22 protein-coding genes, 1 tRNA gene and 2 pseudogenes are annotated in these 25,941 nt (G+C 66.5%); 14 read left to right on the forward strand and 11 right to left on the reverse strand.

From position 1 onward, the window contains the following. Positions 1 to 24: 24 nt before the first annotated feature. Positions 25 to 372 carry a hypothetical protein gene (locus ACIRA5_RS17945; protein WP_403691717.1) on the reverse strand — a complete coding sequence of 116 codons (348 nt, stop codon included), beginning with the start codon at positions 370 to 372 and terminating at the stop codon, positions 25 to 27. Between the two features lie 163 nt (positions 373 to 535). Beyond that, on the reverse strand, positions 536 to 820 hold the full coding sequence (locus ACIRA5_RS17950) for a hypothetical protein (RefSeq protein WP_403691719.1): 285 nt from the start codon (positions 818 to 820) through the stop codon (positions 536 to 538). Positions 821 to 1,182: 362 nt separating this feature from the next. Between ACIRA5_RS17950 and ACIRA5_RS17955 the strand changes: the two genes are divergently transcribed. After that, positions 1,183 to 1,257 carry a 50S ribosomal protein bL37 gene (locus ACIRA5_RS17955; protein WP_101896790.1) on the forward strand — a complete coding sequence of 25 codons (75 nt, stop codon included), beginning with the start codon at positions 1,183 to 1,185 and terminating at the stop codon, positions 1,255 to 1,257. 171 nt (positions 1,258 to 1,428) lie between these two features. Here the strand turns inward: ACIRA5_RS17955 and ACIRA5_RS17960 are convergent, their stop codons facing one another. Beyond that, positions 1,429 to 1,899 carry a GNAT family N-acetyltransferase gene (locus ACIRA5_RS17960; RefSeq protein WP_403691721.1) on the reverse strand — a complete coding sequence of 157 codons (471 nt, stop codon included), beginning with the start codon at positions 1,897 to 1,899 and terminating at the stop codon, positions 1,429 to 1,431. Positions 1,900 to 2,450: 551 nt separating this feature from the next. Between ACIRA5_RS17960 and ACIRA5_RS17965 the strand changes: the two are divergent. Beyond that, a pseudogene (locus ACIRA5_RS17965) lies at positions 2,451 to 2,804 on the forward strand (tyrosine-type recombinase/integrase); the annotation flags it as partial. Positions 2,805 to 3,195: 391 nt separating this feature from the next. Here ACIRA5_RS17965 and ACIRA5_RS17970 read toward each other — a convergent pair. Next, on the reverse strand, positions 3,196 to 6,126 hold the full coding sequence (locus tag ACIRA5_RS17970; RefSeq protein WP_403691723.1) for a tetratricopeptide repeat protein: 2,931 nt from the start codon (positions 6,124 to 6,126) through the stop codon (positions 3,196 to 3,198). Positions 6,127 to 6,414: 288 nt separating this feature from the next. Here ACIRA5_RS17970 and ACIRA5_RS17975 point away from each other — a divergent pair, with 288 nt between their 5' ends. Beyond that, positions 6,415 to 7,320, forward strand: coding sequence for a hypothetical protein (locus ACIRA5_RS17975; RefSeq protein ID WP_403691724.1), 906 nt, complete (start codon positions 6,415 to 6,417; stop codon positions 7,318 to 7,320). Between the two features lie 501 nt (positions 7,321 to 7,821). Here ACIRA5_RS17975 and ACIRA5_RS17980 read toward each other — a convergent pair. Next, positions 7,822 to 8,214 carry a hypothetical protein gene (locus tag ACIRA5_RS17980; RefSeq protein WP_403691726.1) on the reverse strand — a complete coding sequence of 131 codons (393 nt, stop codon included), beginning with the start codon at positions 8,212 to 8,214 and terminating at the stop codon, positions 7,822 to 7,824. A gap of 1,075 nt (positions 8,215 to 9,289) precedes the next feature. On the opposite strand from ACIRA5_RS17980, the gene ACIRA5_RS17985 reads away from it, so the two are divergent. From ACIRA5_RS17985 to ACIRA5_RS18005, 5 genes and pseudogenes are all read left to right on the forward strand, one after another. Next, positions 9,290 to 10,168: a hypothetical protein gene (locus ACIRA5_RS17985; RefSeq protein WP_403691728.1), complete on the forward strand. Its 879-nt coding sequence runs from the start codon at positions 9,290 to 9,292 to the stop codon at positions 10,166 to 10,168. Positions 10,169 to 10,346: 178 nt separating this feature from the next. Further along, positions 10,347 to 10,508, forward strand: a pseudogene (locus ACIRA5_RS17990) (DnaB-like helicase C-terminal domain-containing protein); the annotation flags it as partial. 337 nt (positions 10,509 to 10,845) lie between these two features. After that, positions 10,846 to 11,805 carry a hypothetical protein gene (locus tag ACIRA5_RS17995; RefSeq protein ID WP_403691730.1) on the forward strand — a complete coding sequence of 320 codons (960 nt, stop codon included), beginning with the start codon at positions 10,846 to 10,848 and terminating at the stop codon, positions 11,803 to 11,805. Between the two features lie 245 nt (positions 11,806 to 12,050). Further along, positions 12,051 to 13,288, forward strand: a protein-coding gene (locus tag ACIRA5_RS18000; RefSeq protein WP_403691938.1) for an IS3 family transposase whose coding sequence is annotated in 2 segments (ribosomal slippage) — positions 12,051 to 12,374 and positions 12,377 to 13,288 — 1,236 coding nt in all. Because the reading frame shifts where the segments join, the coding sequence is not laid out codon by codon here. A gap of 3 nt (positions 13,289 to 13,291) precedes the next feature. Continuing rightward, entirely contained in the window at positions 13,292 to 14,572 is a 1,281-nt protein-coding gene (locus ACIRA5_RS18005; RefSeq protein ID WP_403691940.1) for a LacI family DNA-binding transcriptional regulator, read from the forward strand. 121 nt (positions 14,573 to 14,693) lie between these two features. Here ACIRA5_RS18005 and ACIRA5_RS18010 read toward each other — a convergent pair. From ACIRA5_RS18010 to ACIRA5_RS18020, 3 genes are all read right to left on the reverse strand, one after another. After that, a tRNA-Pro gene (locus ACIRA5_RS18010) sits at positions 14,694 to 14,767 on the reverse strand. A 28-nt stretch (positions 14,768 to 14,795) separates the two neighbouring features. Next, a complete protein-coding gene (locus ACIRA5_RS18015; protein WP_403691731.1) occupies positions 14,796 to 15,596 on the reverse strand; it encodes a Pr6Pr family membrane protein in 801 nt (266 codons plus the stop codon). Between the two features lie 320 nt (positions 15,597 to 15,916). Then, on the reverse strand, positions 15,917 to 16,843 hold the full coding sequence (locus tag ACIRA5_RS18020) for a metallophosphoesterase (protein WP_403691733.1): 927 nt from the start codon (positions 16,841 to 16,843) through the stop codon (positions 15,917 to 15,919). A gap of 153 nt (positions 16,844 to 16,996) precedes the next feature. On the opposite strand from ACIRA5_RS18020, the gene ACIRA5_RS18025 reads away from it, so the two are divergent. Then, a complete protein-coding gene (locus tag ACIRA5_RS18025; protein ID WP_403691734.1) occupies positions 16,997 to 17,461 on the forward strand; it encodes a GatB/YqeY domain-containing protein in 465 nt (154 codons plus the stop codon). Positions 17,462 to 17,674: 213 nt separating this feature from the next. Here the strand turns inward: ACIRA5_RS18025 and ACIRA5_RS18030 are convergent, their stop codons facing one another. Further along, positions 17,675 to 19,981: a transglycosylase domain-containing protein gene (locus ACIRA5_RS18030; protein ID WP_403691735.1), complete on the reverse strand. Its 2,307-nt coding sequence runs from the start codon at positions 19,979 to 19,981 to the stop codon at positions 17,675 to 17,677. 408 nt (positions 19,982 to 20,389) lie between these two features. Here ACIRA5_RS18030 and wblA point away from each other — a divergent pair, with 408 nt between their 5' ends. After that, on the forward strand, positions 20,390 to 20,728 hold the full coding sequence (wblA, locus tag ACIRA5_RS18035; protein ID WP_028799159.1) for a transcriptional regulator WblA: 339 nt from the start codon (positions 20,390 to 20,392) through the stop codon (positions 20,726 to 20,728). A gap of 225 nt (positions 20,729 to 20,953) precedes the next feature. Here the strand turns inward: wblA and ACIRA5_RS18040 are convergent, their stop codons facing one another. Continuing rightward, positions 20,954 to 22,375, reverse strand: coding sequence for an ArsA family ATPase (locus tag ACIRA5_RS18040; protein ID WP_403691737.1), 1,422 nt, complete (start codon positions 22,373 to 22,375; stop codon positions 20,954 to 20,956). After that, complete coding sequence (locus ACIRA5_RS18045; RefSeq protein WP_403691739.1) at positions 22,372 to 23,349, reverse strand: ArsA family ATPase; 978 nt, start codon at positions 23,347 to 23,349, stop codon at positions 22,372 to 22,374. The genes ACIRA5_RS18040 and ACIRA5_RS18045 overlap by 4 nt, the downstream gene beginning before the upstream one ends. 95 nt (positions 23,350 to 23,444) lie before the next feature. Here ACIRA5_RS18045 and ACIRA5_RS18050 point away from each other — a divergent pair, with 95 nt between their 5' ends. The 4 genes from ACIRA5_RS18050 to ACIRA5_RS18065 all read left to right on the forward strand — a co-directional run bounded on the left by ACIRA5_RS18050 (position 23,445) and on the right by ACIRA5_RS18065 (position 25,877). Next, a complete protein-coding gene (locus tag ACIRA5_RS18050) occupies positions 23,445 to 23,606 on the forward strand; it encodes a DUF4177 domain-containing protein (protein WP_075033571.1) in 162 nt (53 codons plus the stop codon). Continuing rightward, the gene (locus tag ACIRA5_RS18055) at positions 23,603 to 24,073 is read left to right on the forward strand and encodes a RidA family protein (protein ID WP_054237401.1); all 471 of its coding nucleotides are present in this window, start codon (positions 23,603 to 23,605) and stop codon (positions 24,071 to 24,073) included. Before ACIRA5_RS18050 ends, ACIRA5_RS18055 begins: the two co-directional genes overlap by 4 nt. 107 nt (positions 24,074 to 24,180) lie before the next feature. Then, positions 24,181 to 25,050 (forward strand): NUDIX hydrolase, encoded by an 870-nt coding sequence (locus ACIRA5_RS18060; protein ID WP_403691740.1) that lies wholly within the window; start codon positions 24,181 to 24,183, stop codon positions 25,048 to 25,050. Next, positions 25,047 to 25,877 (forward strand): MBL fold metallo-hydrolase, encoded by an 831-nt coding sequence (locus ACIRA5_RS18065; RefSeq protein WP_352051317.1) that lies wholly within the window; start codon positions 25,047 to 25,049, stop codon positions 25,875 to 25,877. The genes ACIRA5_RS18060 and ACIRA5_RS18065 overlap by 4 nt, the downstream gene beginning before the upstream one ends. Positions 25,878 to 25,941 lie beyond the last annotated feature (64 nt).

Raw genomic sequence — 25,941 nt, forward strand, 5'->3', positions numbered from 1 at the left:
GGTCTGGGGTTGGTTGGACGCGGGCTACGGTCTGGGAGGTAGCCGCACTTCGCTGCCGTACGGCCGCACCGGCACCTCAGGAGCTGTGCCCGGACTCCGGGCGAGCATCATCAGACACAGGCCGCCGATGCCGAATGCCAATCCTCCGTAGAAGAGCACGTCGCCGCTGTGCGGGGTGAAAATGATCGTTTGGTCCATGAGCTGCATGGCGAAGAAGAGGCCGAGCATCAGCTGGCCCCAGCCCCAAAGGCGTGGCCGTGCAATCGAGCCTCTGAGCCAGGGGAACAGCCAGGCCGTTGTCACGGCAGCCAGGCCGGGGCCGAAGCAGATCGCCAGGGCCAGGATCGCCACTGCCCATTCAAAGGTGTCCATGACCGAAAACCCATCCCTCACCACGTCGGCTCTGCGACTCGCTCCAGCAGCGCAGAGAGCATGTCAGGCCAGTCATACGACGGGAATGGACAGCGGCGATTGTTGGCGTGATCTTCACCCGGGCTGGGCGAAATTGAGCAGGTACTGAAGCGACGAGGGAGTGTCAGGGCACGATGATCACGAACCCTCCGTCGTTGAAGAAGCGGTGGTGGTTGTCGAAGCGGTGGTCGAAGCGGTGGTCGAAGCGGAACCCGTGGTCGCCGAAGTGGTGGTCGAAGCAGCGCCCGCCCCAGTCATCCTGGCCCCCGCACCAGTTGGTGGTCACCTGAGTGTGCACGGCAGGGGCTGCTGCTGCGGCCGTGCCTGCTGTGCCGATCGCAGCGCCGCCGGCCATCAGAATGCCGACCGCGGACACTGCGGCGAGACGCCTCGTGCGTCGTATTCGCATGATGGATGCACCTTCCTCCATCGTCTCGCGCAGCTCTCAGCGGCACGAGAGGGGCAGCCGCAGCCGAAAGGGAGGAGCGGCACGGTCGCAGACGTCGCCTCGCACAGACGGGAGCACGTCTTGCAGCCAAGATCTCCTCTGCACGGGAACCAGCCGACCGGGACGTATCCCCGGGCTGCGGCTCTCTTATCAGTACGTTGACGGCGCCCTTTTGGATTGCCGCGTCGGCCGAAAGCCCACGAAGGGACTGGGACGGTCCGCGGGTGGGAGTTCGCTGTCGGCGGCACCGCTGATGCGGACATCCCGGTCCAAATCTAGACTGGCGAGGGCGTAGAAAGCACTGGATTAGGGAGATATGAACCATGGCTAAGCGAGGGAACAAGCGACGCAGCCGCAAGAAGAAGAAGGCCAATCACGGCAAGCGTCCCAACGCCTGAGCCGACCGAGCAGAGAGCCGCGGGGTCCCATGTCTTCGCTGCCCGGATCGCGGTCAAGGACTGGGATCCGCAGCGGTGCGGGAGCACGGCAAAGAGCCGGACCCGACGAGAGACCGAGGCCGGCTCTTGAAAACGGGGTGCCTTTCCGCGGTCGCGGTTTCCCGTGTGAGCTCACTGAGCGGGGAAGGCGAGCCGCAGAACGATCTCACCGTCGTCCATCTCCCCGGTGGGCTCGAACCCGAACTTCTGGTAGAAGGGCCACGGTTCGCCGTCGCCGGGCTCGTAGCTGGTCAGCAGCTCGGTGGCGCCGTCCGCGCGAACCAGGGCGGCGATCTCCGTGAGTGCCTCTCGGCCGATCCCTCGTCGCTGGTACCGCTTGTCGACGAGGAGGCGCCAGAGGAAGTGCCGCCCTTGGAAAAGGCCGGACGGCGGCTTCCACGACAGCATCACGAAGCCGACCGGCTCGTCGCCTCGGTACACGGCGCGATACCAGGGATTGGCCTCCGGTTTCCTTGCCGCGTCCTTGAGCGACTTGGACACGGAGGCGACGAACTGCTTCTGGTCACGTCGGACCCGGAGGGCGCGTACGGCATCCCGGTTTGCGTCGGTGATCTCCCGTAGGTGCACACCTGGGGACCTCATGCCACACCCCTTCCGCAATCCGGCAGCCGCGCCATCCGAACCGACGTGAAGAGCCGCCACCGGACGGCATTCCCTTGTGCGTACGTGTTATCGGGGACGCCAGGTCGGACGTCTTCGCAGCGTATGCGACACGGGTGATCTGGAGCGGGACTGGCACGCCGGACTGTGACCGCGTCCGAGGACCCCCTGCCGTGGGTCGGACACCGCCCCAGTTCGGAAGATCGCGTAACCGCGCTGGACCTGACCTGGCAAGACGCCGAGCTGCGAGTCTGCCCCTGACACCGGCCGCGCCCGACCGTCTACCACCCCGCCCGCGTCACCAGGACTCGGCCTGCAGGAACAGCGTGATCACCTCCGCGAAGAACCAGATGCAGAACACCAGACACGCAAGCCACAGCCCCCACAAGACCCAGCGGACCTCTCGTCGTATGCGCATGAGCGGATCATCCCCCTCGCGGCCCTGCCCCCGTCACCGGCCCGGTTCTCCCACCACTCACCCAACCTCCCATCCCGTCCGCCGTCGACCCACACGCATGCGGAGCGGGAACGAGCAAGGTCAGGGCGGCGAACGGCTCGCCCCCGGCGACAAGTGGGACGAACACGGGCTCGTCTTCTCCTCGGCCGTGGGCAAGCCGCTCGACGCGACCAACCTCCGTCGTGCCTTCCACCAAGCGCTCAAGGATGCCGACGGGACCAGCGCCGACGAGCGGACGCTTCGGGAGCTCGGGCACAGCTTCGTGTCCCTGCTCTCCGACCGCGGCGTCCCGCTGGAAGAGATCTCCCGACTCGTCGGTCACTCCCTCACGGCCGTGACCGACGAGGTGTACCGGAAGCAGATCCGACCCGTGATCCAGACCGGCGCCGTGGTCATGGACGGCATCTTCAGCGCCATCCCGCACCGCTAGTAGGCACGCGGGAATCGATCGTCACGCCAGACAGACCCGCAGCAACGCCAGAGGACCCTTACCGATCCGGTAAAGGCCCTCTGAACTGCTATCCAGCTGTCGGGGTGGCGGGATTTGAACCCACGACCTCTTCGTCCCGAATGAGGGTCGGGCGTGATCATCACCGGTTGGTTTGCTGTTTTGGCTGGTCAGGGCGTTGGGGTGGGATGGTCTCGGGTGGTCCCAGAGGGGCTGGGGGAGCAGGTTGGCTCCCAGATGGCTCCCAGCTATGCCGCCCCTTGGCGGACCATCAGCCGTGCAGCGCGCCCACCGTGGCTGTCCATGAGCGCCGACCCCAATGATGCTCATGCACCGCACCCGACTCCACCGTCACCGACCGCCTCGCGCCGTCTCACAGGTCCGTGACCGACAGACCGTCCATCTCCGCCTGTGCGGCCAGCGTGTCAGGGTGGTCCTCGCCGAGGACCCGTGCGCGGTCGTCCCGGACCTCGCGCAGCAGGGCCATGGCGCTCTCGACGTCCCCCTGCCGCGCGACGACCTGGGCCCGTCCGAACCGGGTCCTGATCACCTCGGGGTGTAGCGGGTTGCCGTAGCGGGCCAGCCGCTCCTCCAGCAGAACGTCCAGTTCGGCGAGCGCTACGGTCGGGTCACCCAGCTCGGCCTTGAGCATGGCCATGTTAAAACGGGTGATCAGCGCGGCGGGATGGGTGTTACCGAGTGCCTTCCGCTGGTCCTCCAGCAATTCCTCGTGCAGCGCCAGCGAGCCCGCCGGGTCGCCCAGTTCCCAGGTGTAGCGGGCGATGTTCAGCCGCGCGAGCAGCGTGTTGGGGTGGTCCTCGCCGCGGATGCGCCGCACGTCCGGCAGCAGTGCACGGAAACCGTCGAATGCTTCCTGCCGACGCCCGGACTCACCGAGGAACTTGTAGATGTTGAATCGGCTGAAGAGCACCTGTGCGTGGTCCTCGCCGAACACCGCGATCCGGTCCCGCAGTAGTTCCTCGTGCAGCGCCAACGCCGTGTCGTACCGGCCCAGCATGCCGTGCCAGTACGCGATGTAGTGGCGGCTCTCCAGCACTGCCTGGTCCGCCGGCGCGAGCACGCGGCGCTGATCTTCAAGCAGTTCTTCGTGCAGCCGCAGACCACGCGCCATGTCCCCGCCCCGGCCCGTCCAGTACGCGATGTCGTGCCGGTTCTTCAGGGTGCGAGGGTCGTCAGGACCGAACACCCGGATCTGGTCGGATAGTACGGCGTGGTGCAGCCGCAGAGCCTCGGCGAAATCGCCGGTCTCGCCGGTCGCGTACGCGATGCGGTACCGGGCCTCCAGCACTCGGGCGTCGTCGTCGCCGAGCACGCGGCGCTGGTCCTCCAGGAGATCGCGATACAGTTCGCGGCTGTGACCGTAGGCCCCAGCCTTGCCCGTCCAGTAGGCGGCCCGCTCCCGGGCAAGCAGTGTCACCGGCGAGTCGGCACCGGGTCGCTCCGCCAGCCGGTCCCCCCAGGCCGCCCACCGGGCCCGGTTGACCGTCGCCTCGGCCGCCGGGCGCCGTTCCAGACACTTCAGTAGCCGGTCGTACAGCGATGGGTTGCGCGCGGCCGCCTGCCACAGGTGTTCTGGCTCCGCCTGCTCGGCGTAGGCGTGCAGGGGGTCGTCGGGCGAATGCTCGTCCATGGGGGCCATGGTCTCAAGCGCCCGGCAGAGGGCCTGGTGGCCGGCCACCACGTCGTCCTCCTCCTGCACGTATTCGATCAGAGAAGGGTGGTGCACGCCGAACAGTTCGATTCCGGCAGGGTGCGGCGATTGCACCACCAGTCCCGGCACCAGGTCCAGAACCTGATCCAACGCCTCGTCGTCCATGGGACCGCCCAGCTCGGCGGACGCCCGGACGAGCAGTGGGCGGGGCAGCGTGGGGCTCGACCCGGCGGCGGCGGTCACGACCAGGACGGCGTCGAGCCACCCGCCACGCCCGCCCGGGACCTGCGCCTTCTTGGCGAGCAGCGTCTCCCGGTACATCTCGGTGAAGGACACCTGACCTGTCCGGGCCAGCGGGCCGCTCTCGCCCAGCACCCGGGTGACCTGCCAGTTTCCGTTCGCCTGCTGGAGAATGACGTTCTGCGTGCGCCCGGCCGCATGCTGGGCCGCCCGCAGGTACGCCCGTAGCTGCTCCTCCCCGGGCGCGGGGACCGGCGCGCGGTGCCAGTCACCGGGCAGCGGCACCCCGTCCCGGACTGTCGCCACGACGCCGAACCACTTCGGCGCCGCATCGGCCAGCGCGGTCAGCTCGCGGACAAGCTCAGGGCGGTGCGGAGCGTCGACCTGATCGAGTCCGTCCACGATCACGCGCACCGGGTCGCACGGTTCCATCTGCCCGAGCGGCCCGCCGATCTCGGCCACTGCACGCGGCAGCAGCGTCCGCTCGCCTTCCGGCACACGGGCGTTGTACGCCTTCTTCCCGTCGGCGAACCCGGGGAGGTACTTCTTCAGCTGGTCGGACAGCAGCGACCACACCGAGCCGGAGGTCCAGCGGGTGGTGTCGAGGCGGATGAGCCCGCAGACGGCCGGGGCACGGTCCGCCTCCTCCGGCGGGAGCAGCTCCGCGCGGCACAGCGCGGAGGCGAGCGTGGTCTTCCCAGTACCCATAGTGCCGAGCACGGCGACCAACCGGTTCCGGCCGACCGCCTTGACGAACTCCCCCAGCTCCGCGGGCGGCTGGAAGTGCCGCAGCGGCGGCATGAGCACTCCTCCGTCGACCGACCCCGCCAGCACGCTCAGCTCCCGCTGGTACGCCACGTTGCGGGCGAGCCAGGTGTCGTACGGGGCCTCGGGAGCGCCCCCGCCACCGTCGTACGAGGTGGCCTGCGGCACCTGCCGTTTCAGGCGGGCCTCCACCGCCTGCCGCACCGGCCGGGTGCGCAGGATCTGTTCGAGTCGGATGTCCCCCTGCCGGATAAGCCCGTTCAAGGCTCCCGAGAATTGCAGTCCGTACGAGACCCGGCCATCCGAGGAGGTCAGCACCTCGATCCGCCGGCCGGTCTGCATGGCGGGTTTAAACCACCTCTGCGTCGCGAAGAGCCCCGCATACCCCGATAGGCACGCGTCGATGACGACTGTCAGCTCACGGACGCCGCCGTGGCGCCGCACCAGATCGCCCAGCCCGGAGGGGAGATCGAAGGCAGTCTCGGGACCGGGCACATCTGGGGTGGAGTGGACCGGGAAGAGAAACTCGCCCTCGCGGACGACGTGGCCGTGCCCGAGGAAGCCCAGCACCAGGGGCGCTCCGGCGGCCGACGCTCCCTCGAATGCCTCGGCCAGGGCTGAGGTCACCTCCGTAACCGTCTGCGGGTTCATCAGCAGGCCGTCGCCAAGGGCTGGTTCGCAGTCACCGCGCAGTGGGTCCAGCAAGAGCCCCGTCAACTCCGTCGCACAGGGCTCCAGTAGCTCTAGCCGACTCGCCGGCTTCCGCTCCCGCGCGTCCCAGTGGGAGGCGATCACCAACGCTCTGCGTTCATCCGTCACCCTGGCATTATCGGCACAGAGGATCGGGCAACTAATGCTCAATCTAGGATTAGTTGGCCGCGCGGGCAGGGCACGGCGTCAAGCGGACGGAGACAGATGGCTGAGTTGGTCATGGTGCACGGCATTGGCCCCGACGAGGAGACCGAGGAGCAGCTGCGTGGTGACTGGATGCGCACGCTGGCACGGACCCTGCGGGACAATGGCCGTGCTGAGCAGGCCGCCCGGCTGGAGGACGGCTCCGTCTCGGCTGCGATGGCGTACTACCGCCACCTGTACGCCCGCTACGTGCCGCAGGACGACTGGGACATGCCGCTGCCCGACCCGATGGCAGCGACTGGCGAGGACGTCGCCGTCGACATCATGGACAACATTCAGCAGCACGCGTCCGATCCGGCGGCCCGCGCCGAAGCCGCCCGCGCCTTGGACGAACTGCGCGCCGAGGTCGGCCCCGAGCAGGGTCCGGCCGAGCTGCTGCGCATGTTCGTCGCGATGCTGGGGCGGCTCGGCCCGGTTGCCCGCTCCGGTTTCGCGGCGCTGAGCAGCACTGGCGTGTTCCACCTCGGACAAGTTGCGGCCTACCTGGACGACGAGACCGTCCGCGAGGGCGCGATCGAGGCCGTGCTGTCCCAGGTGGCTCCGGACACCAAGGTGGTACTTGCGCACTCGCTGGGCACCATCGTCGCCTACGAGGCCCTGCACCGGCTCGAACAACCGTTGCCGCTGCTGATCACTTTCGGGTCGCCGCTCGGCCTGCGCTCCATCATCCGTCGGCGGCTGCGCCCACAGCCACTGCGCTCACCAGGCCACCTCAAGCGCTGGGTGAACGTCGCCGACCGCGATGACTTCATCGTCTCCACGCTGCGGCTGCGGACCGTGTTCCCAGACAACGACGCCGTGCTGGAGCGCACCCGGTTGGTGAAGAACCGCAACACCAACCCGCACGCGGCCGTCGAGTACCTCAAGCATTGGGAGACTGTCGAGCCACTCGCACAGCTGGTGTGACCCGCGCCGGGGCTTCGGCGGCGGCAAGCTGACACCACACGTACGTGCCCCGGTTGCCGCTTCTGATTTCAGGCGGAGACTCGCCCTGTCGACGGTTGATCCCGGCGATCTTGCGGGCGCGCCCTTGGGGGCCAGCTTCCGAGTCGACTTCTCAATCGGCCCCACAACCACTCAGGGACCCGACCCGCGATGCGGATCAGGCCCCTGACCTGGTACTTCACTGTCGGGGTGGCGGGATTTGAACCCACGACCTCTTCGTCCCGAATTAGGCCCTGGAAGATCGCCTATCTGTGCTCTAGGTCAAATGTGCAGGTCAGGACGTTGGGGAGCATCGGTCTTCGTTGGTACCTCAGGGATCCTGACGCAAGATCATCTCCAAGAATTCTCCAAGGCTCACTCACGCTCACTGCGCGCGATGCAGGAGCCGGCGTGTGGTCCGCAGATCCGTGGTCCGCTGGCCGCACCGCCCGCCTCGGCATGAGGCACCGCGAGCCTTGGAGGTTAGGCACTTCTACGCGGGACTGGAACGGCGATGTATAGCTGCCGGAGTCCCTGCATGGCGGCATGGAACGCAGCCGCGATTTCGCGCGCCTTCTGCTCGCTCTCGATCGCCCATATGGAGATGTAGTCAGGTGCAATGTTGGCCTGCGTCACCGTGCCAGCAGATACCAATACTTCAACCGCGGACTGCAGGACTGCCACTGCCTCGTCCGGGATGGTGGGCCCACTGCTGGCCAGAGCGTCAAGCTCCACTTTCCAGCGCGATCCCTGGCGAGCGATGCACACAAAGATCGCGTCGTTGGTCTTGGCGCTTCTGTAGGCCGCGTGGTGAGCATCCGGTTTGGTGCAGTCGGGGATGAGTGCAGCGGGGAGAGGCGTTACAGGCGTCGGCATGCTGACATCGTCGGAGGCGCACACACCGTTAATCAGGCGAACTCCCGCCATCGCAACCGACCCCACGCCGCCTGTACGGGCCGTCGATGACCTGAACTGAGAGAGCTCCCGGTCGCGACTAGAGGGCCCAGCTCTGCTTCCTCAGCGACTCGCGTCGCCGAGGAAGCGGTGCTGCTTGCCGGTCCTTTTCGTTGGCCATGGCGTCCATGGTGCCCACGTCGGTCCCGCCGCACGCGTGGCTTCGATCGCCACGGCCAGGCACCGCTAGCCGACCACCTACGCATTACGAGTTGTCAATGCATGTTCCCTAGTGATCCATGCACGTCCGCTCGTCGGTTGCGTTACAGGTCAGGCGACGTGCCGGACGTTCACGGACGGACGTGGACCGCACGGGATTGAGCAGCAATCGAAACTAGAACTGAGACTGGCCTTCCACCGTCGTCGGTGACCTGCTCGTCAGTTCGGAGGGGAGGCAGGTTCGCGGCGCCCTGCGGTTCGGCGGCGTGGATCCTCGCATAGCAGCATTGGCGGCAAGCAGGAACGGCGGACAGCATGCCCCAGAGCCCGACGCATGGGGGCGTCGACTGACCCCTTGTGCAACGCGTCGACGTAGCACCCGTCCAGCCGCCGGCCTTCACCTCTGCAGCGGTGCGCGGCGACAAGTATCTGGACTAGTCACGCTCGAAGGGCGATTTTCCCAGAGTTGCACACTGGGAAATGAAAGAAGTTGTAGAATCTCCCGCCAGTAGACCTCTCCCAAAAATCCCAAGAATCGGGGGACGCATTGAAACTCCATGACTGGCAGATCGTCGTTAGAAGCTTCGCGCTTACCTGGATCGTACTCCCTTTGTTCACTTACGGTATATCTATGTATTTGAGAATGCTGGCGAGATATTTCAAGCCGTGGAGACGCCCAGGGATATTCCCACTCGTTCCCATTCCGATACCTCAAAGGAGACGACACATCAAAACCCGCGTACGCCACGCGGTTGCCACGCTACGTTTTCTAGGGGAAGCGCCCGAGAGAAGCACAAAGTCATACACCCAGGCATACAGGAGAGCAGACTCTGTATACGTGTGGTTCCAAAGAACCCTTTACCTCTTCCTGGTCTCCATGGCGATATTGTTCGGATTCTCTACGGCAATTACTGGAACGAAAAACCCCCCGAGTGCAACTAGTCAGAAATACTCCTGGGACGATCTGAATTCCCTTGTGGTCTACGCAGGTTTGGTCATAACGTGCCTCACGGCGCTAGTTGCATTTCACTTTACGATGCGCTATATCGCTTTCCTGGTTGCTGACCTCGGTGCGATTCGGAGATGTTTCGTCGTATTCGAAGAGGCCTATCAGATAGTCAAGGGGTCGGGCAGCATTTTGAGCCTTGACGATCTCGCCAAAAAGTTTAGCGACGAGCTGTCCAGCTTTGCCAGGGCCAAGTGGGGGTCTGCGCCTCAGGAACAATACCGTAATGTAACTCTCCACATTACAGCCGTGCAGCACGAGCTTAGGAAGGTTACCGACGATGTACTCATGCGCGGCACCGAAGCTCTGCCGCAATTTGTCCGAGTCCATAAACACGTGCTAGACCGTTTGATTGATGAGCGATGGATGTCCCTTTTGGATGTACCTAATTCCACTGAACCGAGCCCTTCTCTTATAGACCCAGTAGATACAAAGCGCGATCGACGCGACTCATGGATCATCATCCTGGGAGCTGCGGCCGCTGCCCTTGTTATCGCTCTGGGCGCAGCTGTTGGCGTGCAACCTACTGTTTCGATCCCAGCAGCACTGGTGTTCCTGATGGGGCCAGCGGCTCTCTGGGGTAGTAAGCGTCTGGGCATAGGCCCGAGAGATTTCATGGGATCGCTTAGAAGTTCATACAGCGGTGGCACACAAGATGCCTCGTCGTCCCAGCAACCGCAAGGGGGCCCAGCTAGTCCCGGCTCTATTTAGAAAACAGGCCCGCCCACCGTTACCTTTTTGCCGCGATGAACAAAAGAATCGGTAGAATCACCACGCGCAGAATGCAATCGCCGCGTCGTCGCCAGACTTATAACGGGGCCACCGCCGCCCCGTCGGGTCCATCGCTTTCACCTCGCGCACGGTATCCGGGAAGCCTGGAAAAGTTCGCGACGTGGTCATCCTTCTGCACCGAGAGGACGCGTACGAAAGCAAATCAATGAGGGCTGGCGAGGCTGACTTGATTATTGCGAAGAGCCGCAGCGGTCCAACCGCGAAGGTCGCAGTAGCTTTCCACGGTCATTATGCACAGTTCGTCGACATGGGTAGATAAGTAGTGGGCTGCTCAGCGGGGCATGAATCCGGGCTTGTTCTCGGCGACCGCATTCGCAATCTCGTCTGCCGTCACCGCGAGGTGCCCGAGTGGGAAGCAATTGTGGGGGAAAAATGTGGAAGCTGAATGGATCGCGAAGCCAGTTCTATGTCGATTGCGGAAGGCCTGAAGAAAATTTTTGGAAGACCTTGTTCGAAGAGGCTGGGCGACAGGATCTTATGCAGAATTTCTCGGATGGAAGCCCGAGAGTTCAAATTGTCCTGAACTTCAAGTGGTTGCCACGGAGTTGGTAAACCTGGCTCCCATAGAGTGGCGGGCCACAATGAAGAACACTTTCGTGGCCCGCGCCTTCAAGGGAGATGCCAACGCGGAAGCTTCCTCATTCAGAAATGCCGGAATTGTAGAAATAAATCATGGTCTAACTATGGCGGCCATGATCTATAGCACGCTTTTCTGTCATTTCTATGAATCCGTACTGTCGGCTGCCACGGAGGTGGACTTTTCGGATGAGGATGAGGAAATTACTCAGATGATTGTGGATGAGCTTGAGCGGTCTGCATTCGAGCCCATCCTGATTGCAGATCAGTCGGTCGGGAAGTGGGCGACGGAAGGAAACGTCTACGCGGCACACCCCTTGCTCATTGAGCTACCTGTCCGGCGAACAGAGAATGATTATCACACGTTGGTCACTGCTGCCGAAACTTTCGTCGTCGCTCACGAATTCTGCCATCATATGCTGGGGCACACTGACGAGTATTTTCGGCATGCTGGTGGAGCTAAGAAAGTGGTCTACCAGTGGCTTTCCCAAATTGACGCCGACGGAATAATGGAGAAGCTTAATAGCAGTCAGAAACAGGAAGTGGAAGCAGATGTGGCTGCTTTTCTGCTCACCTGTGGTCTTCTCTCGGAAGGTGGAAGTCGCCCTCGCGTATATCGAGCGGTCGGAGGTTCGATGATAGCCCTGGTCGCCCTTGCGCATGTTAATCAATCTTGGGTTTCTGAGGGCGTAAGCAGTACCCATCCGGGCGTTCTTGAACGCTATGAGATTCTTGCCAAGATTATAAAAGAAATAACGATGCGCCTACCCATTGGTGAGGAGGGTAAAGGTCACCCTATAGGGTTCCTTATTCAATTCCGAGGATTCATTTCAGTAGTCCTGCAAACCATTTCTTCGCGCATGGGGGGTGATGTTGACCCGCCTAGTTTGCTCAATATTTTTTCATGGATGATTGACCTTGAGGCAGAATTTAAAGAGGAGCACAAGGATTACCATCGAGGTGAAGTCGAAGATTCCTAGCGCGTTAATTTAAGTCTCGGTGGTCGCGCAGCACCCCCTCGGCGAAGGACAGGGAGCGAGGCACGCACTTACTTTCCGCTGAGACAGGACAACCGCCCGCGGCGACGGCACGGCCGTAAACGAACCCTGACTGTTTGTCCGGGTCGCGTTCCATCGGGCCTCTCACACTCAGGGGGACCTCCCCCTGAGTGGTGGACACGCTGATACTGGATCTGCTTGATCCGGAGGAAGCGGGAAGACCGCCGATGGCGATGAAGGACTACTCGGACGAGTTCAAGGCCGATGCCGTGGCCCTGTACGAGTCCACACCCGGGGCGATCTACAAGAGCATCGCTGCTGACCTGGGCGTCAACCGGGCGACCCTGCGTGAGTGGGTGCTGCGGGACCGCGAACGCCGTGGCATCACCGCCGCGGTTGCGAAGCCGGGCGCCCAGCCTCGGGAGGCGGTGCCGTCCGCTGATCCGGACGAGCGGGTACGGCAGTTGGAGGCCCGGGTGGCCGAGCTCGAGGCAAGTGAGCGCATGCTCGCCACCGAGCGGGACATCCTCCGCAAGGCGGCCAAGTATTTCGCCGGAGAGACGAACTGGTGAGGAGCCGCTTCCAGTTCGTTGACGACCATCGCAACACCTACGAGGTGAAGCGGCTCTGCCAAGTCCTGGACGTGAACCGGTCCAGCTACTACAAGTGGCTCGCCGGCGCCGAGGCCCGGGCTACCCGGCAGCGGGAGGACCGGACCCTGGCCGAGGAGATCCGCGAGGTCCACGGCGAGTCCGGCGGCGCTTACGGCTTCCCGCGAGTGACGGCCGAGCTCCGTGAGAAAGGGCGGCGGGTCAACGAGAAGCGGATCGCCCGGATCATGCGGACGTTCTCCATCACCGGCATCCGCCTGCGCAGACGCGTGCGCACCACCGTCCCGGACCCGGCAGCCTCACCGGTCCCGGACCTGTTCCAGCGGGACTTCACCGCTACCGAGCCGGGGCGCAAATATATGGGCGACATCACGTATCTCCCGCTCGCAGGCGGGGAGTTCCTCTATCTCGCGACCATGCTGGACTGCTTCAGCCGCAAGGTCGTCGGCTGGTCCATCGCCGACCACATGCGCACCGGCCTGGTTGCCGACGCACTGCGGATGGCAGCCTCGACCCGTGGCCGCCTGGACGGCGCCGTGTTCCACTCCGACCACGGAGCGCGATACGGATCCCGGGCCTTCGCCGACCTCTGCGACCAGCTCGGGGTCACACGGTCGATGGGTGCGGTCGGCACCAGCGCCGACAACGCGGCCTGCGAAAGCTTCCACGCCTCCCTGAAACGCGAGACCCTCCAGGGCGCCCACGACTACGGCGACTCCGACACCTGCCGCAGGACCGTCTTCGCCTGGCTGCCCCGCTACAACACCCGCCGCCGGCACTCCGCCAACGGCCACCTCAGCCCCAACGAATACGAACACCGACACCACACCGCTAAACTCACGCTCGCCGCGTGATCAATAACCGCGTGCCCACCTTCCCGGGGGAAGGCCCACCGGCGGCACATCGAAGAGCACTTACTCCCCGCATTCGAGGACTCCGCCGTTGCTGACATCCTGAGCACCGACATTGCCGCCTGGGAGAAGCACGAACGCGCGGTGCCTTATGCGGCATCCAGCGTCAAGACGTGGCGGGCGACACTGCACCTGATCCTTGCCGATGCTGTTGACGAGGGGCTGCGCGACTCCAACCCGGCAACCAAGCGCCGCGGACGAGGGAAGCGCGCCGGCCGCTCACGTAACCGTGGCCCGGAGAAGGCGGTCACGACCGCACTTGGCATCCTGCTGCTCGCCGAGAGAATGGCGCTGCTGTCCGGCCGCGACGACGAGTTCGTTGCCGGCATCATCAAGGGCTACACCGGCATGCGCTGGGGCGAAATCGTGGGCCTTGAGCCTGAGTTCGTCCGGCCGAAGGGCATCCGCGTGGAGTGGCAACTCTATGAACTGGACACCGGCGAACTGCACCGCTGCCCGCCCAAGGACGACTCCTACCGCGACATTGACACTCCGGATTTCCTCGCCTCCCTGCTTGCTAGCCACATGGCCCGGACAAGACCGAAGCCTTGCGAGTGTCACGGACTGGCCTACGTATTCCGCGGCCATGGAACCGCCAACGGGTCCGCAAGTCGTCCCGGGGCGAAGCTAGTCGACGTGGCGCGCCGCTCCGGCGTGTCGACCGGCACCGTCTCCAACGTCCTCAACCGCCCGGATGCCGTGGCGGAGCCGACTCGTCTGAAGGTGCTGGAAGCTGTCAGCGATCTCGGATACATCCGCAACGCGGCATCGGGGGAGTTGGCTGCTCACTGGCGGCGCTCCGGTTTCGCCACGTGGCTCTTTCGGCCGGCCGCGACAGGGCGGTACTCGGGGCGGGGCAGTCAGGAAGAGCGGCCGGTGCCCGTCGTTGCCGAGCCTTGGCCCGGCATCCCGGCCCGCGGGCGGGGAGCCGCCAAGCGGGCTGAGGCGTGCTGGGTGCCGATCGCCCCGGGACTCACCCCGCACGGGTTGCGCCATACGCACAAGACCCTGATGAGGGAAGTGGGGACCCCCCCGAAGCTTATGGACGAACGCATGGGCCATGAGGACGGCTCTGTCCAGTCGCGCTATGACCACATCACGCCAGGGATGCGGCAGGCGCTGATGACTGCGCTGACCGGGATGTGGGAGGAAGCGTTGGATGCGCGTCGGACGATGAGTCTCGGCTCGCCCGTGGCTGCTCTGGATGCGGCGCTGAAGGCTCGCTAGCGGGCGCCGATCTGGAGGCAGATTCCAAGATCTTCTCCAGGATTTCTCCAGAGAGCCCCCGGAGAACGAGGCAGGCCCGGTGCTGATTACTCAGCACCGGGCCTGACCTGCGATTTAGCTGTCGGGGTGGCGGGATTTGAACCCACGACCTCTTCGTCCCGAACGAAGCGCGCTGCCAAGCTGCGCTACACCCCGATTGTCGCTGCTCTCGCGGCGACGTCGTTTACTTTAGCCCACCGGTGGCCGGAGACGAAATCCGGTTTCCGGGGCGTCGGCCGCGGCGGCGGAACGGGTCGGGGCGGACGTGGTCCAGGGCGATGACGAGGAGAGCGAGGGCGTAGAAGGCGACGCCGAGGATCGCGGTGTTGCCGAGGATGCCCACGTAGCCGTGCCGGTCGACGTCCACGAAGGGGTAGAGGTAGCGCGCCGGGGTGCCCGGCGGCAGCATCTCTCCGCGGACGAGGGAAAAGGCCAGGTAGGCGAGAGGGTAGACAAGCCACGTCGTCGCATGCCGGACCGCGAACGGGGCCGGGCGGGTCAGCAGGAGCCAGTCGATCACCGCGGCGATGGGGATCACTGTGTGCAGGATCTGGTTCGACACCGCCTGCCAGCCGGCGTGCCGGGCGATACCCCCGATCATGGAGAAGCCGCTGGACGGGTCCGCCAGGATCAGGTGGTAGACCAGGCCGGTGATCGAGATGTAGAGCAGCGTGCCGCCCATGAGGACCGCGGGCAGCGGGCGACGCGCTGCCCGTGCCCGCCGGGCCGAGGCGACGAAGACCACCGCCACCAGCAGGTTGGCCTGGATGGTGAAGTAGCTGAGCACGTGGAGCGGACTGCCCAGGCGCATCTCGATGGCCACGCCCAAGGTCGCCACGAGGGCGACCAGGAGACGGAAGACGGCCACGACCGGGCGGCGCACGGGGGCCACCACTGCCGTCGCCGGGACGATGAAGGGGTTCGGCGGGGGGATGCCCGGTATCGCGGGCAGGTCGGGTATGTCCCTGGGGATCGGGGCGATCATGCTCTCACGCTAAGCGCGTGGGGCGAATCGGGCGATATGGGTCACCCGGGTGGGTGACGGCCGAACGCGGACCCGCTCCCCACCAGCATCGAGATCGACATCGACATCAACGCTCTGATCGACCCGATCGACCTGCCCGGCGCGATCGACCCCAACGCCCCCCGGCGTCCCGGACGACCCCGACGACACCAACGACCCGATCGACCCGTACGGCGCCGTCGCCCCGGGCTCCGCTTCCGCTCGCGCCCTCGCTCGACCACCACACTCCGGCCGACCCGCATCCGTCCGGTCCACCGCCGTCCGACCTGCTGCCGAGTGACCTACTCCCGAGCGACCAGCGTCAGCAGTGACGCCTCCGGCGGGCACGCGAACCGTACCGGCGTGTAGCGGTTGGTACCGCAGCCCGCCGAGACGTGCATGTACGACGTCTGCCCCTCCGCCGTGTGCGTGGACAGGCCCTTCACGCGGTCCGCGTCCAGGTCGCAGTTGGTGACGAAAGCGCCGTAGAAGGGGAGGCACAGCTGACCGCCGTGGGTGTGACCGGCCAGGATCAGGGGGTAGCCGTCCGCCGTGAACGCGTCGAGCGTACGCAGGTACGGGGCGTGGACCACGCCCATCGAGAAGTCGGCCGACTCCGACGGGCCGCCGGCCACGCGCGCGTACCGGTCCCGCTTGATGTGCGGGTCATCGAGGCCGGTCAGCTCGATCTCGGCGCCTTCTATCTTGAGCGTCCCCCGGGTGTTCGTCAGGTTCAGCCAGCCCGCCGTGTCGAAGCCGTCGCGCAGGTCCTCCCACGGGTTGTGGATGACGCCCACGGCCGGCTTGTTGCCGTTCAGACCGTGGCGGCCCTGGGACTTCTCCAGCAAGTACAAAGCGGGGTTGCGGAGTCTGGGGCCGTAGTAGTCGTTAGAACCGAAGACGTACGCACCGGGGAACTCCATCAACGGGCCGAGGGCGTCCAGGACTTCGGGGACGCCCTCCTGGTCGGAGAGGTTGTCCCCGGTGTTGATGACGAAGTCGGGGCGCAGCCCGGCCAGGGAGCGCAGCCAGCGCTGCTTCTTACGCTGACCGCTCACCATGTGGATGTCGGAGACCTGGAGGACTCGGAGCGGCCGCATGCCTGGTGGCAGGACCGGGACCGTCACCCGTCGGAGGCGGAACGAGCGGGCCTCGAAACCCGCCGCGTACAACACTCCGGCGGCGCCCACCGCCGTGATTCCCAGGGGTACTCCGTATCGCGCGCGCATACGTCCATCGTGTCAGACCCCGACAGCCCCGCTTGCCGCCCTGTGGACAACCCCGGATCTGTGGACAGCCTCGCGCCCATCGACGGCGCGTCCCGGGGCACGGCACTGAAATCAGCAGGCGACCGCCGCACCACACCTGCGACAATCAACGGCATGACCACGCTCAAGTCGAAGCTGCAGGAAGACCTCAACGCCGCCATCAAGGAGCGCGACGAGCTCCGCTCCGCGACGCTCCGGCTGACCCTCGCCGCGATCACCAAGGAGGAGGTCGCGGGCAAGACGAAGCGCGAGCTCTCCGACGACGAAGTACAGAAGGTGATCACCCGCGAGGCGAAGAAGCGCCGCGAGGCCGCGGACGCCTTCGCGCAGGGCGGGCGTCCCGAGTCGGCCGAGCGGGAGAAGGCGGAGGGGGAGGTTCTCGCCGCGTACCTGCCCAAGCAGCTGTCCGACGAGGAGCTCCAGCAGATCGTCGGGCAGGCCGTCGAGGAGGCCAGGGCGGCGGGTGCCGAGGGGCCGCGCGCCATGGGCCAGGTCATGAAGATCGTGAACCCGAAGGTCGCGGGGCAGGCCGAGGGCGGTCGTGTCGCCGCCGTGGTCAAGCAGCTGCTCGCGGGCTGAGTCCGAGAGGGACCGGAACCAGTAGCAGACGCTGAACCTGTACCTGTACCCGTACGAGTGCCTGTACCTACCTGTACCTGTACCCGCACGAGTACCTGCACCCGCACCACCCCGCTCACCAAAAGCCGTCGGCCTCGGCGCTCCCGACAGAGGGAGCGCCGAGGCCGACGGCTGTGCTGTGCCGTTCTCTGTCAGCGGCCGTGACGGGGCGGGTTACCCGTGACGACCCCCGTTGCCGTTCTGACCCTGAATGAAGCCCGAGGGGATCGAGAACGTGGGCGTCGGGAATCCGCCACCGTTCGTGTCACCTGTGCCGCCGTTGGCGCCACTGATGGTGTTGCCGCTGATGGTGTTCCCGTTGATGGTGTTCCCACCGTTGTTGTTGCCGTTGTTGCCGTTATTGCTGCCGTTGTTCCCGTCGGTTGGGCCATGGCCGTCGTCCTTGGGCTTCTCGTCGGGAATGTCGACGAGGTTGAAGGACGGGGAGTCCTTGCCCGAGAGGGCGCCGGTCATGGCGTCCTTCCAGATGGGGCCCGGCACCTGACCGCCGTAGACGAGGTCGTGGTAGACGCCTCCGATGCGGATGCCCGTCATCTTGACGTTCTGCTTGGGGCTGCCGACCCAGACCGCGCCCGACAGGTTCGGCGTGTACCCGACGAACCAGGCGTTCTTGCGCTCGTCCGTCGTACCCGTCTTACCGGCGTTGTCGCGGTCGGAGAGGCCGGCCTGCTGACCCGTACCGGAGTCGATCACGCCCTGGAGCAGCGTGTTGACGGTGTCCGCGGTCTTCTCGGACATGGCCCGCGAGCAGGTCGACTTCGGGACCTCGAGCGACTTCTCCCTGCCGTCGGCCTTCTGGGTGATCGACTCGATGGCGATCGGCGTGCAGTACATGCCCCGAGAGGCGAAGGTGGCGTAGGCGCTCGCCATGGTCAGCGGAGAGATGCCCTTGGAGCCGAGGGTGATGGCGGGCACCTCGGGCAGCTTGTCGCCGTTGCCCTGCACGACGTGCAGCTTGTCGGTCATCTTCACCACGGGGCAGATGCCGATGTCCGAGATCATCTGCACGAAGTAGGTGTTGACCGACTTGGCCATCGCCGTCTTCAGTGCGTACGGACCCTTCTCCTCTGTGCTCTCGTTCGACAGCTTCTCGCCGGTCAGGTTGGTCCAGGGCTTGCTGCTGCACGTCTGTACGGGGCTGGGGTAGGCCATCTCGTACGGCGACGGGTACTGCTGGGTCGCCGGCCGGCCCTCCTCCAGCGCGGCCGCGGCCACGAACGGCTTGAAGGTCGAACCGGTCGGGAAGCCGTAATTCGAACCGCCCATGTCACGGTCGACCGAGTAGTTGTACTCCGTCTCGTTCTTCCCGTAGCCGTACGGCCTCGATTGGCCCATGCCGACGATCTTCCCGGTGCCCGGCTCGACCAGGGTGGCCGCCGTGGCGACCGAGTCCGACTTGTTGACGTGGGACTTGATCGAGGACTGCACCGACTGCTGCGCCTGCGGTTCGAGCGTCGTACGGATGGTCAGGCCGCCCTGGTTCCAGAGCTTCGCCCGGGCCTCCTTGGTCTTGCCGAAGACCGGGTCGGTGAGGAACACGTTCTCCACGTACTTGCAGAAGAAGCTCGCGCCCTTGACCGCCGTGATGCAGCCGTTCTTCGGCTGGCTGACCTTCAGACCGAGCTTCGCCTCCTTGGCCTTGTCGGCCTCCTGCTGGGAGATGTCGTGCACCTCGGCCATGCGCTGCAGCACGGTGTTGCGGCGCTTGGTGGCCTCCGCCTCGTCGTTCACCGGGTCGTACCGGCTGGGCGACTGGACGATGCCCGCGAGCAGCGCGGACTCCTGGAGGTTCAGGTCCTTGGCGGGTTTGGAGAAGTAGCGCTGGGCGGCGGCCTCGATGCCGTAGGCCTGCTCGCCGAAGAACGTGATGTTCAGGTAGTTCTCGAGGATCTTCTTCTTGCCGAGCTTCTCTTCCAGCTGGATCGCGTACTTGAGCTCGCGAACCTTGCGGCCGAGGGTCTGCTGGGTGGCCTGGGCGACCTTCGTCGGGTCGTCGCCGGCCTCCTCCACGAAGTAGTTCTTCACCAGCTGCTGGGTGAGCGTGGAGGCGCCCTGGGCGACCCCGCCGTTCTGCGCGTTCTGGTTCAGGGCGCGCAGGACGCCCTTCAGGTCGATCGCGCCGTGCTGGTAGAAGCGGGAGTCCTCGATCGCGACGATCGCCTTCTGCATGTACGGCGAGATGTCCTTGAGGTCGACCACCGTGCGGTCGCGCGAGTAGACCGTCGCGATCTGACCGCCCTTGCTGTCCAGGATGGTGGTGCGCTGACTCAGCGCGGGACTCTTCAGGTTGTCGGGAATCTCGTCGAACCCCTGGACGGAACCCTTGGCCGCGAGACCGAGCGCGCCCGCTGCGGGCAGCGCGATTCCGGCCATGACTGCTCCAGCGAGCACGCTGACACCGAGGAACTTGGCGGCCTGCTGCGTTGGCGACAGACCACCGCCCGAGCGCTTCTTTGGCATAGGGGCAGCCTACGTTCTCATTCGCCGGACACGCGTATATGCCTTGGCCTAAGCTGCTCTCAACTGTCACAGCAGTATGGCCACGTATCAATACGTCCGGCGACCCCGAATCGTTCCGGAGGTTCCCCAACTTTTTTGGGGAGGTCGTGTCCGAATCAGCCTCATGCGTCACCTGGCGTCCGTTGTGACTCAACTGAACTGTCCCGCTTTGCCGGGATACTCACGTATGTCCGCCGCTCACTCCCCCGGGTGATCTGCCGCTTACGCATAGTCCGTTCGGGCCATTCAAGATTGGGCCCGCAGGGGGTGTTGCGCTGTGCCTGCCTTCCGTAACGTCCTCAACTGGCGGCGGTGAATATGCCGCTGCCGCCGTGGGGGAGCCTCGATTCGGGAGAGGACGGCGCCGGTATGGGCTGGGTAACCGACTGGAGTGCGCAGGCGGCCTGCCGCACTACCGATCCGGATGAACTGTTCGTTCAAGGAGCAGCGCAGAACAGGGCGAAGGCAGTGTGCACCGGATGTCCGGTACGCACGGAGTGCCTCGCCGATGCGCTCGACAATCGCGTCGAATTCGGCGTGTGGGGTGGCATGACGGAGCGGGAGCGTCGCGCATTGCTGCGCAGGCGTCCCACCGTCACCTCGTGGCGTCGCCTGCTGGAGACCGCGCGTACGGAGTACGAGCGCGGCGCGGGCCTGCTGCCCCTCGACGAGGAAGAGGTGTACGAGCGCTACGCGGCGGTGGGCTGAGGGCGCCACGGAGGGCGTCCCGCGGGGCTACCTCGGCCCGCGCCGGACCCACCCGCCGCCTCAGACCCACTCACCGCCTCGGACCCACTTGCGTCAGGCCATCTCGGGCTTGCCGCCTCAGGCCACCTCGGGTCGGTCACGAGCTCATGACATGAACTCATGACCATGAACTCGTGACCACGAGTTCTGACTCAGACCTGGCCCCGGGTCCGTGGACGGCGCCACTCAGGCGTCGGTTTCAGGCAGCTCCGGCCGGTTGGCCGCGAGCCGGTCTCCGATGTTCCGCAGTCCCGCGAGATCGTGTACGTCGCCGGGCAGTGCGGCCACTTCGGCAACCGCCACCTCCGGGTGGAGCGCGGCGAAGCGGTCACGCGTGCGCTGCTCGCGGGAGAGCAGCTGCATGCGCTCGGCGTGCAGCCTCAGCAGACCTGCGGTGAATTGTTCGACGGTCCGGTGCGCGTGCGGCGGCGTGTCGGTCCTGTCCGTGGCGTCTGCGCTGTCCGTGGCGGCGGGGGAGCCTTCATCGGAACCGTCGGAGCCGGCTGGACCTTCGGAGCCGTCGGGAGCTGATGTCTCGGAAGCGGGAGATTCTGAACTGCCGTACGTGTCGGGAGAGTTACGAAGTCCAGCTTTCCCGCCCTCCTGATCCACAATGCGGGCGTCGTCAAGATTTTCTACAGCTGTGGTTTCAAGATCTTCCGCGGCCTCGGCATCGAGGTTCTCGGCGGCGGCCAGCGCCCGCTCGGCGGAGAGGTGGGCGGCACCGCTGCCGTGCACCCGGTTGAGCACGAGACCGGCGAACGGCATGTCCTCGGCCGCCAGCCGCTCCACGAAGTACGCGGCCTCGCGCAGCGCGTCCCGCTCCGGGGCCGCCACCACCAGGAACGCCGTCCCGGGCGCCTGGAGCAGCTTGTACGTGGCGTCCGCGCGCGTGCGAAAGCCCCCGAACGTCGTGTCCATCGCCGCCACGAACGTCTGCACGTCCTTCAGGAGTTGTCCCCCCAGCAGCTTCCCCAGGGTGCCGGTCATCATCGACATCCCGACGTTCAGGAACTTCATCCCCGCACGCCCGCCCAGCTTCGCCGGCGCCGTCAGGAGCCGGATCAGCCGTCCGTCGAGGAACGACCCGAGCCGCTTGGGCGCGTCCAGGAAGTCGAGCGCCGAGCGGGACGGCGGCGTGTCGACGACGATCAGGTCCCACTCGTCCCGGGCCCGCAGCTGCCCCAGTTTCTCCATCGCCATGTACTCCTGCGTGCCCGCGAAGCCCGCCGAAAGCGACTGGTAGAAGGGGTTGTTCAGGATCACGGCCGCGCGCTCGCCGTCCGCGTGCGCCTCGACGATCTCGTCGAACGTGCGCTTCATGTCGAGCATCATGGCGTGCAGCTCGCCGCCCGCGGAGTCGTCGATGCCCTTCACCCGGCGTGGGACGTTGTCGAGGGAGTCGATGCCCATCGACTGGGCGAGGCGGCGCGCCGGGTCGATGGTGAGAACGACCACCTTGCGGCCCCGCTCGGCGGCGCGCAGCCCCAGGGCCGCCGCCGTGGTCGTCTTGCCGACACCGCCCGAGCCGCAGCACACCACGATGCGGGTGTCGGGGTCGTCGAGCAGTGGGTCGAGGTCGAGTACGCGGGCCGGGTCCAGACTCATGAGATCCCTTGAGTGCGCAGTTCCGTAGCGAGCTCGTACAGGCCCGCCAGGTCCATTCCCTCGGCGAGCAGGGGGAGTTCGTGCAGCGGGAGGCCCTGCTCGGTCAGGACGGCCCGCTGCTCGCGCTCCAGGGTGTGCCGTTCGGCGTACTCCTCGGCCTGCTCCAGGAGGGGCCCGACGAGCCGCTCGGCGTTCCCGCCGCGGCGGGCGCCGCCGAGCCCCGCCGCCGAGAGCGACTTGGCGATGGCGCTGCGCGCGACGGCGCCCGTGAGCTCCAGGTCGACGTCGTCCAGGAGAGCGGGCCGCACCATGTTCACGATGATCCGTCCCACCGGCAGCTTCGCCGCCCGCAGCTCGGCGATGCCGTCCGCGGTCTCCTGGACGGGCATCTCCTCCAGCAGCGTCACCATGTGCACCGCCGTCTCCGGCGACTTCAGGACGCGCATCACGGCCTGCGCCTGATTGTGTATCGGCCCGATCTTGGCGAGCCCCGCGACCTCGTCGTTGACGTTCAGGAAGCGGGTGATGCGGCCCGTGGGTGGCGCGTCCATGACGACGTAGTCGTACGCGAACCGCCCGCTCTTGTCCTTCCTGCGGACGGCCTCGCACGCCTTCCCCGTGAGGAGCACGTCCCTGAGACCGGGCGCGATGGTGGTCGCGAAGTCGATGGCGCCGAGCTTCTTCAGGGCCCGGCCGGCGCCGCCCAGTTTGTAGAACATCTGGAGGTAGTCCAGAAGGGCCAGTTCGGGGTCGATGGCGAGGGCGTACACCTCCCCGCCCCCCGGAGCGACGGCGATCTTCCGCTCCTCGTAGGGCAGCGCTTCTGTTTCGAAGAGCTGCGCGATGCCCTGTCTGCCCTCGACCTCGACGAGGAGGGTGCGCTTGCCCTCGGTCGCGAGGGCGAGCGCGAGGGCCGCGGCTACCGTGGTCTTGCCGGTACCGCCCTTGCCGCTGACGACCTGGAGCCTGCTCACGTCTTCGAGCCTAACCAGTCCGCCGCCGTACTACGCAGGAGGCTGTGGACAACGTGCGCGCGAGGCCCCCCGCGGCAACGACTACAGTCGGCGACATGACCAAGTGGGAATACGCAACCGTGCCGCTGCTCGTCCATGCCACGAAGCAGATTCTGGACACCTGGGGCGAGGACGGCTGGGAGCTCGTCCAGGTCGTGCCCGGGCCGAACAACCCCGAGCAGCTGGTGGCCTACCTGAAGCGCGAGAAGTCGGCATGAGCGGCGCCGTTGAGGCGAAGCTCGCGGAGCTCGGTCTGACGCTGCCGGGCGTCGTTCCGCCGCTGGCCGCCTATCAGCCCGCCGTGCAGTCCGGCGTGTACGTCTTCACCGCGGGGCAGCTGCCGATGGTGGACGGCAAGCTTCCGCTCACCGGCAAGGTGGGTGCGGAGGTCACGGCCGAGGAGGCCAAGGACCTGGCCCGCATCTGCGCGCTGAACGCGCTGGCCGCGGTCAAGTCCGTCGCGGGCGACCTCGACCGCATCGCGCGTGTCGTGAAGGTCGTCGGCTTCGTGGCCTCGGCCTCGGACTTCACCGGCCAGCCGGGTGTCCTGAACGGCGCGAGCGAGCTCCTGGGCGCGGCCCTGGGCGACAAGGGCGTCCACGCCCGCAGCGCGGTCGGCGTGGCCGTCCTCCCGCTGGACGCCCCGGTCGAGGTCGAGATCCAGGTGGAGCTGACGGAGGCGTAGGCGGTCGGGACCGGCGGCGGTCTTCTTCGCCCCCGCCGCCCCCGCCCCCGGCCCGGGGATCCCCTGGGCCCCTCGAACATTCGCCCGGCTCGGGATAGCCTCCGGCCATGGCGAATGGGCAGTGGTATCCACCGGAGTGGCCCGAGCGGATCCGCGCGCTCGCGGAGGGCACCCTGATCCCGGTACCCCCCAAGCGCGCGGCCACCGTCATGCTGCTCAAGGACACCCCCACCACCCCCGTGGTGCACATGCTGCGCAGACGCGCCTCCATGGCCTTCGCCGGAGGCGCGTACGCGTATCCGGGCGGCGGCGTGGACCCACGCGACGACGAGCACCAGATCCACTGGGCGGGCCCCACACGCGCGTGGTGGGCGAACAGGCTCGGCACCGACGAGACATCCGCCCAGGCCGTCGTCTGCGCGGCGGTCCGTGAGACGTACGAGGAGGCCGGTGTCCTGCTGGCCGGGCCCACCCCGGACACCGTGGTCGGCGACACCACCCGCGAGGACTGGGAGGCGGACCGCGCGGCCCTGGTCGCCCGCGACCTCTCCTTCGCCGAGTTCCTCGACCGCCGCGGACTCGTGCTCAGGTCCGACCTCCTGGGCGTCTGGACCCGCTGGATCACCCCGGAGTTCGAAAGCCGCCGCTACGACACCTGGTTCTTCGTGGCAGCCCTCCCGGAGGGCCAGCGCACCCGCAACGCCTCCACGGAGGCCGACCGCACGGTCTGGATCCGCCCCGCGGACGCGGCGGACGGGTACGACAAGGGCGAGCTCCTGATGATGCCGCCCACCGTCGCGACCCTGCGCCAGCTCATCCCGTACGACAGCGCCGCCGACGTCCTCGCCGCCGCGCCCACCCGTGATCTGACCCCCGTCCTGGCCAAGGCCCGCATGGAGAACGGCGAAGTCGTCCTCGCCTGGCCGGGCCACGACGAGTTCACCAAGCACATCCCGACCGGTGGAGCCCCCGCATGACCGACGCCGCAGCCCTCCCAGGCCAGCCGCGAGGCGGGGTCCTCTCCGGCTCCGCCACCCCGCGCGCCGTCAACGTGCTCGCGCCCAACGCGTCCGCGATGACCCTGGACGGCACCAACACCTGGATCGTCTCCGAGCCGGACTCCGACCTCGCGGTGGTGATCGACCCAGGGCCCCTGGACGACGTACATCTGCGCAATGTCGTGGACACAGCCGAGAAGGCGGGCAAGCGGGTGGCGCTGACCCTGCTGACCCACGGGCACCCCGATCACGCCGAGGGCGCCGGGCGGTTCGCGGAACTGACGGACACGAAGGTGCGGGCGCTGGATCCGGCGCTGCGGCTCGGGGACGAGGGGCTGGCGCACGGGGACGTCATCGCCGTGGGCGGGCTCGAACTGCGTGTCGTACCGACCCCGGGCCACACCGCCGACTCGCTGTGCTTCCATCTCCCGGCCGATCGGGCGGTCCTGACGGGTGACACCATCCTCGGCCGCGGTACGACCGTCGTGGCCCACCCCGACGGCCGTCTGGGCGACTATCTGGACTCGCTGCGGCGCCTCAGGTCCCTGACGGTGGACGACGGCGTGCACACCGTGCTGCCGGGGCACGGGCCCGTCCTGGAGGACGCCCAGGGCGCGGTCGAGTTCTACCTCGCCCACCGCGCTCACCGCCTGGCCCAGGTCGAGACGGCGGTCGAGAGCGGCTACCGGTCGCCGGCCGAGGTCGTCGCGCACGTGTACGCGGACGTGGACCGCTCGCTGTGGCCGGCGGCGGAGCTGTCGGTCCGGGCGCAGATGGACTACCTCCGGGAACACGGCCTCATCTAGGCGCCAGGGAGCGTCCGGGCGGCCGGTGGGGGCCCGTGCGATACCAGGGATGCGAGAAGGGCCC

The organism is Streptomyces sp. NPDC096311 (assembly GCF_044763085.1).
Classification (GTDB): Bacteria; Actinomycetota; Actinomycetes; order Streptomycetales; family Streptomycetaceae; genus Streptomyces.